Origin of the sequence: Dactylosporangium sp. NPDC000244, from assembly GCF_040300725.1 — a bacterium.
GTDB lineage: Bacteria > Actinomycetota > Actinomycetes > Mycobacteriales > Micromonosporaceae > Dactylosporangium.
In genome coordinates, this window is record NZ_JBEPEH010000063.1 from 29,430 (window position 1) to 41,665 (window position 12,236).

Consider the following 12,236-nt stretch of genomic DNA (forward strand, 5'->3'; position numbering starts at 1 on the left):
TGGGCATGACGCCGCGCATCTGGTTCGTCCTGCAGCACCGCCCCGGCCCGGCCGCCGACCCGGCCGTCCGGGTCACCGACCAGCCGGGCTTCCGGGAGCACCTGGCGTTTCTCGGCCGGCGCGCGGAGGACGGGACGTTAGTGGCCGCGGGCCCCTTCGACGACACGGACGGCTCGGTGGACGAGGCCATGACCGTGCTGGCGGCGCCGAGCCTGGAGGACGCGGTGCGCCTGGCCGAGCAGGACGACGAGGCCGTGCGCTCGGGGCTGCTCGCGGTCACCGTGCGCACGTGGACGGTCGTCATGACCCCGGCCGTGGGCGAGGACTGAGCCGGGTGCTGTTCGTCTACCGGTCGCACTACGAGGGGCCGTGGAGCAAACGCATCCGCCGGCTGCCCGACGCGAGCGTGCTCGACTGGTTCCGCCGCGGCTGGCACGAGGACCCGCAGACGTGGCCCGACGCCGAGCTCGGGGGTTACGTGTACGGCCTGGCCTCGATCTTCCGCGCGGCGCACGAGCACAACCTGCCCCGGCCCGAGACGGTCGACGAGCTGCGCCGGCAGCTGCACGAGCACCTCTACGTCGAGGGCCCGGCCGAGGACTGCATCCGGCTGGACGAGCACAGCCTGCGCGCGCGGACCAACGACGACGAGGTCGAGCTCGCGTACTTCTTCCTGGACGACTCGGCCCCCGCCGACCGGGTCGCGTACGTGGTCCACGACGGCCCGCTGCCGATGACGTTCACGGACACCGAGGGCGAGCCGACGACGTTCGCCGTCTTCCTGACGTACTACGACGGCCTCAGCCTCGACACCCCGCCCCCGTTCGTCTTCCCCGGCATCACCCTGCCCGAGCTGCCGGCCCACCTGCGCGCCACCGAGCCGGACGAGGACACCTGGCCGCCGGAGCTACAGGTCCTGCGGGCCCTGACCGGGCCGGGCGACACGACGGTCGGCCCCGCCCTCGAGCGCTGCAACCGCTGGCCCGGCTTCAACCTCAACGCGCCGTCCATCCTCGCCCCCGACACCGACGAGCTCACGTCGGGGCGCGACCCGCGGCTGAGCGTGCTCGAGGCCGGCGAGCACCTGGCCCAGCTGGCCATGCACTGCGACGACACCTTCGGGTTCCAGCAGTGGTACCTCTTCGACACCACCTGGGCCGCGGCCCACCCGGACCTGGCCGCCTCCCTGCTGCGCTACGCGACCGACTGGGACCCGCTCGCCGAGGACTGACCCGCACGGCGTTGACCGACCTCGATATCGACCGCTATGTTAGCGCTCACACAGTAGAGGGAGCCGCCATGACCCGCCTGTACGTGTTGACCCTTGCCGTCCTGCTCACGGCGCTTGGATTGACCAACGTCACACCGCCCGAACTCGTCGCCGCCACGCAAGTGAGCGTTCCCGCGCCGGCGATGGGCTGGGCCTCGTGGAACAGCTTCGCGGCCAACATCAACGCCGCCGTCATCAAGCGCCAGGCCGACGCGATGGTCAGCTCGGGGCTGGCGGGCGCCGGATACACGTACGTCAACATCGACGAGGGCTGGTGGCAGGGCACCCGCGACGCGGCCGGCAACATCACCGTCGACACGAACGAGTGGCCCGGCGGCATGGCCGCGATCGCCGACTACATCCACGCCAAGGGGCTCAAGGCCGGGATCTACACCGACGCCGGCCGCGACGGCTGCGGCTACTACTACCCGACCGGGCGCCCCGCCGCGCCCGGCTCCGGCAGCGAGGGCCACTACGCGCAGGACATGCTGCAGTTCGCGCGCTGGGGCTTCGACTTCGTGAAGGTGGACTGGTGCGGCGGCAGCGCGGAGGGGCTCGACCCGCAGGCCGCGTACCGCTCGATCAGCGCCGCCGTCGCCCAGGCCACCGCCGCGACCGGCCGCCGGCTGCTGCTGTCCGTGTGCGACTGGGGCGTGCAGGGCCCATGGGACTGGGCGCCCGGCCTCGCCCCGATGTGGCGCACCAGCACCGACATCATCTACTGGGGCCAGACCGCGAACCAGTCGATGGTGCTCACGAACTTCGACCGCGGCCTGCACCCCGCGGCCCAGCACACCGGCTTCGTCAACGACCCCGACATGATGATCGCGGGCATGCCCGGCCTCGGCGCCGCCCAGAACCGCACGCACCTGAACCTGTGGGCGATCTCGGGCGCGCCGCTGCTGCTCGGCGCCGATCTGAGCACACTGGACGCGACCACGGTCGCGGCGCTGAAGAACGCCGACGTGGTCGCGGCCGACCAGGACCCGCGGGGCCTGCAGGGCGTGAAGGTCGCCGAGGATTCCAGCGGGCGGCAGGTCTTCGGCAAAATGCTCTCCGGCACCGGCCGCCGCGCGGTCGTGCTGCTCAACCGCACCGGCTCGGCCGCGACGATGACGGTCCGCTGGGCCGACCTGGGCCTGACCGCCGCGACCGCCACGGTCCGCAACGCCTGGACGGGCCAGAGCACCGGCGCCGCCACCTCCTACAGCACGTCGGTCCCCGCGAACGACTCGGTGTTCCTGACCGTCACCGGCACCGAGGCGGCCGCGAGCACCTACGAGGCCGAGGCGGCCGGCAACACCCGCACCGGCTCGGCCGCGAGCGCGGCGTGCGCCGGCTGCTCGGGCGGCACCAAGGTGGGCAACGTCGGCAACGGCGCCACCCTGCGGTTCAACGGCATCGCCTCGGCGAACGGCGGGTGGGCGGTCGCGACGGTGGCGTACGTCAACGGGGACACCGCGACGCGCACCGCCACGGTGCAGGTGAACGGGCGGCCGTCCACTGTGGTCGCGTTTCCGCCCACGGGCTCGTGGACGACGGCGGGGAGCGTCAGCATCACGGTACCGTTGACGCCCGGAACGAACACGATGACGTTCGCCAACGCGGGCGCCTGGGCCCCCGACCTCGACGCCGTGGAGGTGCGCGCGCTCGCGGGCCCGCTGCCGGTGACCGGCGCCCAGTCCGGCCGCTGCGCCGACGTGGACGCCGCGAGCACCACGAACGGCGCGAAGGTGCAGCTCTGGGACTGCAACAACCAGGTCAACCAGGGCTGGGCGCTCACCGGGGCCGGGCAGCTGAAGGTGTACGGCGGAAAATGCCTCGACGCGTTCGGCAACGGCACCGCGAACGGCACGACGGTCGACATCTGGGACTGCAACAACCAGACGAACCAGCAGTGGACGCTGGGCACGGACGGCACCGTGCGGGGCGTGCAGTCGGGGCTGTGCCTGGACGCCTACAACAACGGCACCGCGAACGGGACCAAGCTGGTGCTGTGGGCCTGCAACGGCCAGGCCAACCAGCGCTGGACCGTCGGCTGAGCGTCGGCCACGAGTTGGCTAGGCGTCGGCGAGGACGTTCGCGGCGGCCTTGCGGGCCGGGTTCACGCTGCCCCGGGTCGCGTCGGGGTGGACGCGGTTGGTCAGCAGGACCAGCAGCGCGCGGCGGTGCGGGTCCAGCACCATCGACGTGCCCGTGAACCCGGTGTGGCCGAAGGCGCCGCGACCGGCCAGCCGCCCCATGTACCAGCTCTGGTCGATGTCGAACCCGAGCCCGTGCGCGGCCCCCGGGCCGAAGCGGGTGTTGGCATCGGTCCGCAGTTGCTCCACTGTGGACGGCTCGAGCAGCGGCCCGCCGCCGTCGAGCAGCGCCCGACCGAACAGCGCGAGGTCCGCGGCGGTGGCGAAGATGCCCGCGTGCCCGGCCACCCCGCCCAGCGCGGCCGCCGACGGGTCGTGGACGGTGCCGCGGATGCCGCCCTCGGTCGCGGCGACGCGCGGGAGCAGGGCCGGCGCCGGGAGGTACCCGGTGTCGGCCATCCCCAGCGGCGCCGCGATCTCCCGGCGCACGAGGGTGTCGAGGCGCTCGCCACGCAGGCCGGTGACGATCGCGCCCAGGGCGATGAAGTTCTGGTCGGCGTAGAGGAAGCCGCTGCCGGGCGGCGCGACCGGCGGCTGGCCGAGGATGTACGCGAGCCGCTCGTCGGGGGTGGCGCCGGACAGCGGCGTGTCCTTGGACAGCCCGGACGTGTGCGTGAACAGCATCCGGACCGTGATGCCGGGCTTGGCGCCGAAGGACGGCAGGTAGCGCATCGCCGGCGCGTCGAGGTCGAGCCGCCCCTGCTCGGCCAGGCGCAGGGCGAGCACGGCGGTGAAGGTCTTGGTCAGCGACGCCAGGTCGTAGACGGTGTCGGTGCGGGCCGCGACCCGCTCGGCCGCGGGCAGCTCGGTCTTGTCGGCCGCGTACCGCACTGCGTCCCCGACCGCGAAGTGCGCGGCCACGCGCCCGCCGACGGCCGCGAGCACGACGGCGCCGGGGTAGAGCGGGTGCCGCGGATTCTCCGGCGTGGCCGTGAGATACCGCCCGGCCACGGCGCGCAGGCCCACCTCGTCGCGGGTGACCGGGGCCTGCGCGGCCTTGGACGGCGCGCCGCACCCGGTCAGCACGGCAGCGGCCGCGCCGAGGCCGAGCAGCCGCCGCCGGCTCAGCGTCACCGAGGCGAGCGGACGGCTTCGTAGACGGCCGCCATGTCGTCCTCCCCGCGCCCCCGCGCCACCGCCTCCTCGAGCAGTTCCCGCGCCGCGTCCACGACCGACGAGTCGACGCCGACCGCCGCCGCCAGCTCCCCCACGAGCCGGGCGTCCTTGGCCGCCCCCTCCGCCGGGAACGCCACCGGATAGTCGCGCTCGCGCATGAGCGGCCCCTTGAGGTGCGCGTACGGCCAGTCGAGCGCCCCACCCTCGATCAGCGGCAGGAAGTCGACCCCGAGCGCGTCGGCCAGCGCGGCACTCTGCGCGAGCGCGGCGGTCGCGGTCACCACCCAGCTGTTCACGACGAGCTTGGCCCGGCTGCCCTGCCCCGCCTCGCCCAGCCAGGTCACCTTGGCCGCGATCGGCGCGCAGAGCTCCTCGACCCGTGCCCGCGCCGCCTCGGGCCCGGACGCGAGCACGTTGAGCTTGCCCTGCTCGGCCGGCCCGCGGGTGCCCAGCACCGGCGCGTCCACGTAGACGAGTCCCAGCTCGGCGGCGAGCCCGGCCAGCTCGGCGGCGCCGGCCGCCCCGACGGTGCTCAGCTGCAGCCACAGCGTGCCCGGGGCCAGCCCCGGCGCCGCGGCCCGCATGACCTCGGCGACCGAGGCCGCGTCGAACAGCATCGTCACGACCGGGTCAGCGCCGGCGACGGCGTCGGCCGGGCCGGCGGCCACGACCGCGCCGTCGGCGGCGAGCGGCTCGGCGTTGCCGCGGGTGCGGTTCCACACCCGCACCTCCCGCCCGGCCTTGAGCCAGTTGCGGGCGACCGCCGCGCCCATGATCCCGGTGCCCAGGACTGCCAGTGTCATGTCCTTGATCGTGCCACGCGGCCACGGCTCAGGTGACGTGACCGCACTCGCACGCCTTCTCGATGGCGCGCAGCGTCTGGCGCATGTCCACGGTCTTGAGGCCCGCCCCGATCACCACGACGGTGGTGCCGTCGATACGGGGGTGCGCACGGCCCTGCGGAGCCTGGCGGCGGCCACGGCGGTCGCCGTCGCGGTGCTGGGCCGGGGCGAGTTCGGCCCGTGGGAGCTGGCCTGCTTCGTCGCCGCCGGGCTGCTGCACACCGGGGTCGGCCTGCGGATGTGGCGCGAACGGCCCGACTCGCGGATGGGCCCGTTCATGCTCGCCGCCGGCCTGTGCTGGCTCGCCGACGGGGCCGGCCGCGTGGCGCTGCCGGGGCAGTTCCGCGACGACCTGATGCTGGGCATGGTGTACCAGCCGCTGGTGCTGCACTGCGCGCTCGTCATCCCGGTCGGGCGGCTGCGCGGCCGGCTCGACCACGCCACCGCCCTGGCCGGCTACCTGTTCTGGCCGGCCGCCCTGCGCGACGCGCTGCGCACCGGCCTCGGCGACCCCACGCTCGAGGCGGTCACCAACGCCGAGAAGCACGGCGGCTCCGACGACATGGAGCTGCGGCTCACCGCGGTGGACGGCGACCTCGTCGTCCTCGTGCGCGACACGGGCTCCGGAGGTGCCGCGTTCGTCCCCGGCGGCGGCCTGGAGGGACCGCGCGACCGGGTCGAGGCGTGCGGGGGCCGCCTGCTGCTGCACAGCCCGCCCGGCGGCGGAACCCGGCTCACCGCGAGGGCTGCGGGCGGCCCTGCGCCTACGCCGCGAGCAGCCGGGGCTGGCGATCCTGCTGCTGTCGCAGTACATCGAGACCCGCGACGTGGTCACGATCCTGGAGCAGGGCGAGGCCGGCGTCGGCTACCTGCTCAAGGACCGCATCACCGACATCGACCGCTTCCTGGCCGACGTGCGCCGGGTCCTCGCGGGCGGCACCTGAGCCATGGTTCAAATGTCGAGGTCGACCCAGACGGCGGCGTGGTCGCTGGCGGCGTGCCGGGCGGCCGTCAGCTCCGGGTAGACGCCCCACAGCTTCGGCGGCGTCTTGTTCTCCGGGCTCCCCCACAGGCCCTTGCGGAACACCCCGCCGCCGGTCACCTTCGCCGCGAGCTCGGGCGAGAGCAGGATGTAGTCGAGCCGGTTGGCGATGGTGCAGGACTGGAACGTGCCGGGCCGCTCGCGGCCGGTGTCCCGCGGGTCGAACAGCCCGCCGAACGCGTCGAGGTCGTAGCAGCTGACCAGCGGCGTCCCGGCGTCGAGCAGCGGCTCCAGCGTCGGGTGGTGCTTGGGGTCCTTGCGGTCGGGGCCCTTGTTGAAGTCGCCGAGCACCGCGACGTATTCGGCGCCGTCCGCGCGCAGCCGATCGTAGATGGCGCGGACCTCGGTGCTCTGCCGCGTGCGCAGCGGGTCCGGGTCGCCCGACGCGAACGACTGGCTCTTGAGGTGGTTGAGCAGCAGATAGAGGTCGGTGCCGCCGTCCAGGCGCAGTTTGTACAGCGGGCAGTCCCGGCTGAACAGCCGCTTGCCGGGCACGGCCGGGTCGGGCACGTCGACGTGGCTGCGCACCCAGTCGATGCCGACCGCGCCGGTGCAGAGCAGGCCGACGTCGATGCCGCGCGGGTCGTTGCCGTCGACGAGCATCGCGTGCTCGTACCGCCGCCCCAGCAGCTCGTCGTTGAACCGCACGAGCGCGGGCCGGTTCTCGGCCTCGACGAGACAGAGCACGTCCGCGGCGAGGTCGCCGATGACCCGGGCGGTCATCCGGGTCCCGGTCTCGTCGACGGGCTCGGTGATCAGCTCGACCCAGCCGGTCCAGTCGCCGCGGCCGCCCGCCACGATGTGCGGCTCCCGGTCGGCGGGCGCGGCGAGGAAGTCGCCGCGGTTCTCGCGCAGCAGCGCCCACGCGGTGTCGAACTGCCGCGGGTTGAGGCGCCGCCCGTCGCGGGTCTGCACGAGCACGCCCAGCGTCACCAGGGCGTCGAGCATCTCCGTCTTGTCCTGCGGGCTGTACTCGTCGTGCGCCGCGATCCGGTTGAAGACCTCGAACGCCGCGAGCGCCGGCTGCCCGGCCTCCCGCACGGTGCTGTCCATCGCCTTGGCCCGGGCGAAGAGGTTCTCGACATTGAACGTCGCCAGCCGCATGTCACGCAACGTAGCAGCCGGCAACACCGCGTCAGGTCGGCTAGGCGACTCAGCGCAGCGCGAGCCCGTTGCGCCGCAGCGCCTCGTCGATGATGCCGAGCGCCTTCGGCCCCATGCCGTGCAGCTTCGCGAGCTCGGCCCGCGCCACTCCGTCGAGCCGGCGCAGGCTGGTGTATCCGGCGTTGTGCAGCGCGCGGGTCGCGGGCGCCCCGATCTTCGGCAGCGTGTCGAGCTCGTCGTCCACGGCACCGATGGTACGTGCGGGCTCGGACGGGATATGTCGGGCGCTCCGCGCCCGACATATCCGATTTATACCCTGACAGGGTATAGAGCGTGATTCTCAGCTCCAGGACGCCGTGGACCAGTCGTCGCTGGACCAGTAGTGCCCGGACCAGGTGCCGTTCGACCAGTAGTGCCCCGACCAGTAGTGCCCGACCAGTCCGGGTCGGCCCACGTCGACGCGCCGCCCCACGGGGAGCCGGTCCAGGACGCCGCGGCCCAGGTCTTCGAGGCCCACGACCGGCCCGTCCAGCCGTCGCCGGCCACCCGGTAGCCCATCCAGAGCCCGCCGTTCCACGCGTCCAGGCTCGCGCTCTTCGGCGCCCAGGCCGTGGTCGCGAGCGGCCCCCAGACCGTGGCCTCGCCGCTGAGGGCGACGTTGTCGCGCACGACGTGGCTGTCGCCGCGCGCGCCCTCGATGCTGCCGGTGCCGCTCGACCACGTGAAGCGTTGCGTGGCCGACGGCGTCGCGGCGGCCAGCGCGCTGTTCACGTTGATCTCGCGGTACCCGAGCCCCGCCGCGTTCCCGGCCGTGAGGACGCTGCCGTTGTACATCAGCAGGTTCTTCACCTGATCCGGCGTGAGCGACGGCCGGGCCTGCAGCAGCAGCGCCACGGCCGCGCTGGTGACCGCCGTCGCCTGCGAGGTGCCGCTGCCGCGCAACAGCGTCGAGCCGACCTGCGCGGCCGGGTACGACGTGTCGATGTTCGACCCCGCGACGCGCAGCGACACGATCGACTGCCCGGGCGCCATGACGTCGGCCCGGCGGTTGCTGGCCAGGTTGGACGTGAGGCTGGTGAACGTGGAGATGGTGTCGTCGGCCGCCGAGGCCGTGCCCTTGGTGTCGGCCGACCCGACGCTGAGCACGAACTGGTCGGTGGCCGGGTCCGTCATCTGCCCGCCGCTGTTGCCAACCGCGGCCACGACGACGATGCCGGCCTTCCACGCCTGCTCGGCCGCGTACTGCACGGGGTCGGTCCAGTAGTTCGGCGTGCCCCCGGTGCCGTAGGAGAGGTTGATGACGCGGATCGGGCTGGCCCGGTCGTCGTTGCGGTGCTCCACCACCCAGTCGATGGCCGCGATCATCTGCGAGACGTCGACGGCGCCGTTGGACGTGCCCACCTTCACCGAGGTGAGCTTCGCCTTCGGGGCCAGCCCGACGGTCCCGGTCGCGGTGTCGTTGCCGACGATGATGCCGGCCATGTGCGTCCCGTGCCCGTACGTGTCGAGGTACCGCAGATCGTTCGACTGCGACTCGAACGACAGGTCGGGCCCGTTGACCACCTGCGCGGCGGGCAGCCCGGCGACGGGCGCGACGGGTACCAAGGCCGCAACAGCGGCGGCGCCGGCCCAAGTCTTGCGTAACATGCGCCCAACGTTGCGCGCCGCCGAGCCGATCGTCACCGCCGCGGGCCCGATCCTCACCGAACCGCACCCGGCCCCTGTCAGCCGCCGCCGCGCGACATCGTCCGACCACCCGTCAACGCGCGGTGCCGGCGACCGCCGCGGCCGGCGCCACGGGAGCGTCGAAGTCGATCGGGTGGTCGAACTGCCAGGCGAACTTCTCCGGGTCGCCGAACGCCTTCATCGCGATCGGCATGAGCAGGTCGCGCAGCACCCGGGCGACCGGCCCGGCCGCCTTGTCGGCGTTGGTGCGCGCCGCCATCTTGATGATCCGCTCGACGCGCTCGCGGCGCATCCGCTCGTACTCGGCGAAGGCGCGCTCGACGGGCAGGTCGCGCAGGCACCGGGCCAGCTGCACGGCGCTCTCGATGGCGAGCGACACGCCCTGGCCCGAGCTCGGGGAGGTGGCGTGCGCGGCGTCTCCCACCAGTACGACACGATCCCGATGCCACACGGGGACGCTCGGAATGTCCTCGAGCGCGCCGGTGATGACGAGCTCGTCGGGGCGCGTGCGCCGGACCAGCTCCGGCACGGGGCCGCGATCGTCGCGCGCCGCGGCGGCGATGCGCCGCAGCCACTCCTCGGGGCCGATCGCGCGGGCCTGCGCGGTGGTCATCGGCGTCGGGTGGGGCAGGTTCGCGAACCAGCCGGCCTCGTCGGGCTCGATCTGGTACCCGAAGAACGCCCGCTTGCCGAAGAGCATGTGCATCCTCGGGCCGGTCGGCTCCAGCCCGTCGCCGGAGCACTTGGCGCCGAAGCCGAGCAGGCCGGCGTACCGCGGGGAGGGAGCGCCCGGATCGATCGCGCGCCGGACCGTGGAGCGGATGCCGTCGGCGCCGATGAGGATGTCCCCGGCGGCGGTGCTGCCGTCGGCGAACCGGGCGACCGGCCCGTCGAGCGAGACCAGGCGCTTGCCGTGCTCGATGCGGATCCCGCGCCGCGCGGCCTCGTCGTAGAGCGCGCGGTACAGGTCGGAGCGCCAGATCAGCAGCTGCTCGGGCAGCCGCCGCGGGGCCGCGAACTCGGCCAGGCGCTTGCCCGTCCAGCTCTGCATGATCATCGAGCGCATCGGCCGCCCCACCGCGGCGACCTGCTCGTCGGCCCCGATCGCGGCGAGGGCCTGCCGCCCGTTGGGCGCGATGGCGAGCGCCCCGCCGACGCCGGTCGCCGGCCCGTCGTAGGCCTCGTAGACCGTCGCCTCGATGCCGACCTTCCGCAGGGCCATCGCCGCGACCGGCCCGCCGATCCCGCCCCCGATGACCACCGCGCTGCCGATCCCGGCCATGACCAGCCCCCGTCCTCTGGATTAGTTGATACCAACTATCCATGGCCGACTAGTCAGTGTCAACTATTCGGGCTTGAACTCCTCGCCGTGCGCCTCGGCCCACATCGGTCCCCACTCCTTGATCCTGGCGAGGAGGTCGTGCACGTAGGCGACCTCGGCGTCGATGAGGCTCAGGCGGTACACCTCCTCGATCAGAAACAACGGGGGCACTCCCTGCTGCTCGGCCTGCTGGATCTCATGGCTGGCCTCGGCGCGCTGCGCGGCGAGCCCGTCCAGCCGGTTGCCGAGCAGCGGCACGACCTCGTTCGGGCTCAGCGCCGCGATCATCGACAGCGCGCTCACGAACGCCGGATACTCGTGCTGCGGCTCCCCCACCAGCTCACGCAGCCAGTCGCGCAGCTCGGCGCGGCCGGCGTCGGTGATCTGGTACACGGTCCGCTCCGGCCGCGCACCCTCGCGGTTGACCTCCTGCTCGGCCACGAAGCCGGCCTTGGCGAGCTGCTGCACCACCATGTACAGCGAGCCGTGGTTGAACTTGATGCTGCGCGCGTCGCCGTGGTTGCGCAGCGTCTTGGACAGCTCATAGGGGTGCATCGGCGCCCGGCTCAGATAGCTCAGCACCGCCAGCCCGAGAAGGTTCCCGACCTGCCTTCGTTTCATTCGGGTGTACCGCCTGTGCCCAGCGCCGCCAGCGCGTCCTCGTCGAGCCGCAGGCGCCCGGCGGCCATGTTCTGCTCCAGGTGCTCCAGCGACGCGGTGCCCGGGATCAGCAGTGTGTTCGGCGCGACGGCGAGCACCCATGCGAGCGCGACCTGCGCCGGGGTGGCGTCGAGGCGCTCGGCGACCGCCTTCACCTTCGGGTGACCCAGGACCCGCTCGCGCCCGAACGCCGCGCCGAGCGGGAAGAACGGCACGAACGCGATCCCGCGCTCGACACACAGATCCAGCACCGGCCGCGACTGCTGATCGACGAGGTTGAAAGGGTTCTGCACGCAGACGATCTCGGTCCGCGCGAGCGCCTGCCGCAGCTGCTCCTCGTCCACGTTGCTCATGCCGATCCCCTCGATCAGCCCCTCGTCGCGCATCGCGATCATGGCGTCGAGCTGCTCGTCGAGCACCTTGGGATCACCCTTGGCGGGCAGCCGCAGGTTGACGGCGGCCAGCCGCTCGACGCCGAGCGCCCGCAGGTTCTCCTGCACCCCCGCGCGCAGCTCCTCCGGCCGGTCCGCGGCCAGCCAGGCGCCCTTGTCGTCCCGCTTCGCGCCGACCTTGCTCACGAGCGCGAGGCGCTCCGGATACGGGTACAGCGCGCTGCGCAGAATCTCGTTGGCCACATCAGGCCCGTAGTACTGCGCGGTGTCGATATGGTCGACGCCCAGGTCCACGGCCCGGCGCACGACCGCGAGCGCCTCGGCCCGATCGCGCGGCGGCCCGAAGGCACCCCGCCCGGGCAGCTGCATGGCGCCGAACCCGACGCGGTGGACGTTGCGCCGGCCCAGCGGGAAGGTCTTCACGCTCCTAATCTTCCACACGACCACCGCGGGGCTCGCCTACCGGCCACTCACACGACCACCACGTTTCGCGCGCCTCGTCCGCGGCGCTCGCCTTGTGACCACTCGCACGAGCACCACGTTTCGCGCCTCTCGTCCGCGGCGCCCGCCTTGTGACCACTCGCACGAGCACCACGTTTCGCGCCTCTCGTCCGCGGCGCCCGCCTTGTGACCACTCGCACGAGCACCACGTTTCGCGCCTA

12 protein-coding genes are annotated in these 12,236 nt (G+C 73.2%); 3 read left to right on the top strand and 9 right to left on the bottom strand.

Annotation, left to right across the window (positions count from 1 at the left end; genetic code table 11):
- Nucleotides 1-5: 5 nt before the first annotated feature.
- The 3 genes from ABT369_RS53310 to ABT369_RS53320 all read left to right on the top strand — a co-directional run bounded on the left by ABT369_RS53310 (nt 6) and on the right by ABT369_RS53320 (nt 3,312).
- Nucleotides 6-329: a YciI family protein gene (locus tag ABT369_RS53310; protein WP_350625602.1), complete on the top strand. Its 324-nt coding sequence runs from the start codon at nt 6-8 to the stop codon at nt 327-329.
- Between the two features lie 5 nt (nt 330-334).
- Complete coding sequence (locus ABT369_RS53315) at nt 335-1,231, top strand: hypothetical protein (protein WP_350625604.1); 897 nt, start codon at nt 335-337, stop codon at nt 1,229-1,231.
- Nucleotides 1,232-1,299: 68 nt separating this feature from the next.
- Nucleotides 1,300-3,312: an RICIN domain-containing protein gene (locus ABT369_RS53320; RefSeq protein ID WP_350625606.1), complete on the top strand. Its 2,013-nt coding sequence runs from the start codon at nt 1,300-1,302 to the stop codon at nt 3,310-3,312.
- 18 nt (nt 3,313-3,330) lie between these two features.
- Here the strand turns inward: ABT369_RS53320 and ABT369_RS53325 are convergent, their stop codons facing one another.
- From ABT369_RS53325 to ABT369_RS53365, 9 genes are all read right to left on the bottom strand, one after another.
- Nucleotides 3,331-4,485: a serine hydrolase domain-containing protein gene (locus ABT369_RS53325; RefSeq protein WP_350625608.1), complete on the bottom strand. Its 1,155-nt coding sequence runs from the start codon at nt 4,483-4,485 to the stop codon at nt 3,331-3,333.
- Nucleotides 4,482-5,330, bottom strand: coding sequence for an NAD(P)-dependent oxidoreductase (locus ABT369_RS53330; protein ID WP_350625610.1), 849 nt, complete (start codon nt 5,328-5,330; stop codon nt 4,482-4,484). The genes ABT369_RS53325 and ABT369_RS53330 overlap by 4 nt, the downstream gene beginning before the upstream one ends.
- Nucleotides 5,331-5,358: 28 nt before the next feature.
- Nucleotides 5,359-6,078 (bottom strand): hypothetical protein, encoded by a 720-nt coding sequence (locus ABT369_RS53335; protein WP_350625612.1) that lies wholly within the window; start codon nt 6,076-6,078, stop codon nt 5,359-5,361.
- Nucleotides 6,079-6,321: 243 nt separating this feature from the next.
- Complete coding sequence (locus tag ABT369_RS53340) at nt 6,322-7,515, bottom strand: endonuclease/exonuclease/phosphatase family protein (protein ID WP_350625614.1); 1,194 nt, start codon at nt 7,513-7,515, stop codon at nt 6,322-6,324.
- A 49-nt stretch (nt 7,516-7,564) separates the two neighbouring features.
- Nucleotides 7,565-7,759, bottom strand: coding sequence for a helix-hairpin-helix domain-containing protein (locus ABT369_RS53345; RefSeq protein ID WP_350625616.1), 195 nt, complete (start codon nt 7,757-7,759; stop codon nt 7,565-7,567).
- 65 nt (nt 7,760-7,824) lie between these two features.
- A complete protein-coding gene (locus tag ABT369_RS53350; protein ID WP_350625618.1) occupies nt 7,825-9,162 on the bottom strand; it encodes a S8 family serine peptidase in 1,338 nt (445 codons plus the stop codon).
- A 112-nt stretch (nt 9,163-9,274) separates the two neighbouring features.
- Complete coding sequence (locus tag ABT369_RS53355) at nt 9,275-10,483, bottom strand: FAD-dependent oxidoreductase (protein WP_350625620.1); 1,209 nt, start codon at nt 10,481-10,483, stop codon at nt 9,275-9,277.
- A gap of 63 nt (nt 10,484-10,546) precedes the next feature.
- Nucleotides 10,547-11,143: a PadR family transcriptional regulator gene (locus tag ABT369_RS53360; RefSeq protein WP_350625622.1), complete on the bottom strand. Its 597-nt coding sequence runs from the start codon at nt 11,141-11,143 to the stop codon at nt 10,547-10,549.
- Nucleotides 11,140-11,997: an oxidoreductase gene (locus ABT369_RS53365; protein WP_350625624.1), complete on the bottom strand. Its 858-nt coding sequence runs from the start codon at nt 11,995-11,997 to the stop codon at nt 11,140-11,142. Before ABT369_RS53365 ends, ABT369_RS53360 begins: the two co-directional genes overlap by 4 nt.
- Between the last annotated feature and the right edge of the window lie 239 nt (nt 11,998-12,236).

Excerpts from the sequence above, each read along its gene's own strand:
- ABT369_RS53310 (WP_350625602.1), top strand. The coding sequence starts at position 6 with ATGACGCCGCGCATCTGGTTCGTCCTGCAGCACCGCCCCGGCCCGGCC.
- ABT369_RS53320 (WP_350625606.1), top strand. The coding sequence starts at position 1,300 with ATGACCCGCCTGTACGTGTTGACCCTTGCCGTCCTGCTCACGGCGCTT.
- ABT369_RS53330 (WP_350625610.1), bottom strand. The coding sequence starts at position 5,330 with ATGACACTGGCAGTCCTGGGCACCGGGATCATGGGCGCGGCGGTCGCC.
- ABT369_RS53340 (WP_350625614.1), bottom strand. The coding sequence starts at position 7,515 with ATGCGGCTGGCGACGTTCAATGTCGAGAACCTCTTCGCCCGGGCCAAG.
- ABT369_RS53350 (WP_350625618.1), bottom strand. The coding sequence starts at position 9,162 with ATGTTACGCAAGACTTGGGCCGGCGCCGCCGCTGTTGCGGCCTTGGTA.
- ABT369_RS53355 (WP_350625620.1), bottom strand. The coding sequence starts at position 10,483 with ATGGCCGGGATCGGCAGCGCGGTGGTCATCGGGGGCGGGATCGGCGGG.
- ABT369_RS53360 (WP_350625622.1), bottom strand. The coding sequence starts at position 11,143 with ATGAAACGAAGGCAGGTCGGGAACCTTCTCGGGCTGGCGGTGCTGAGC.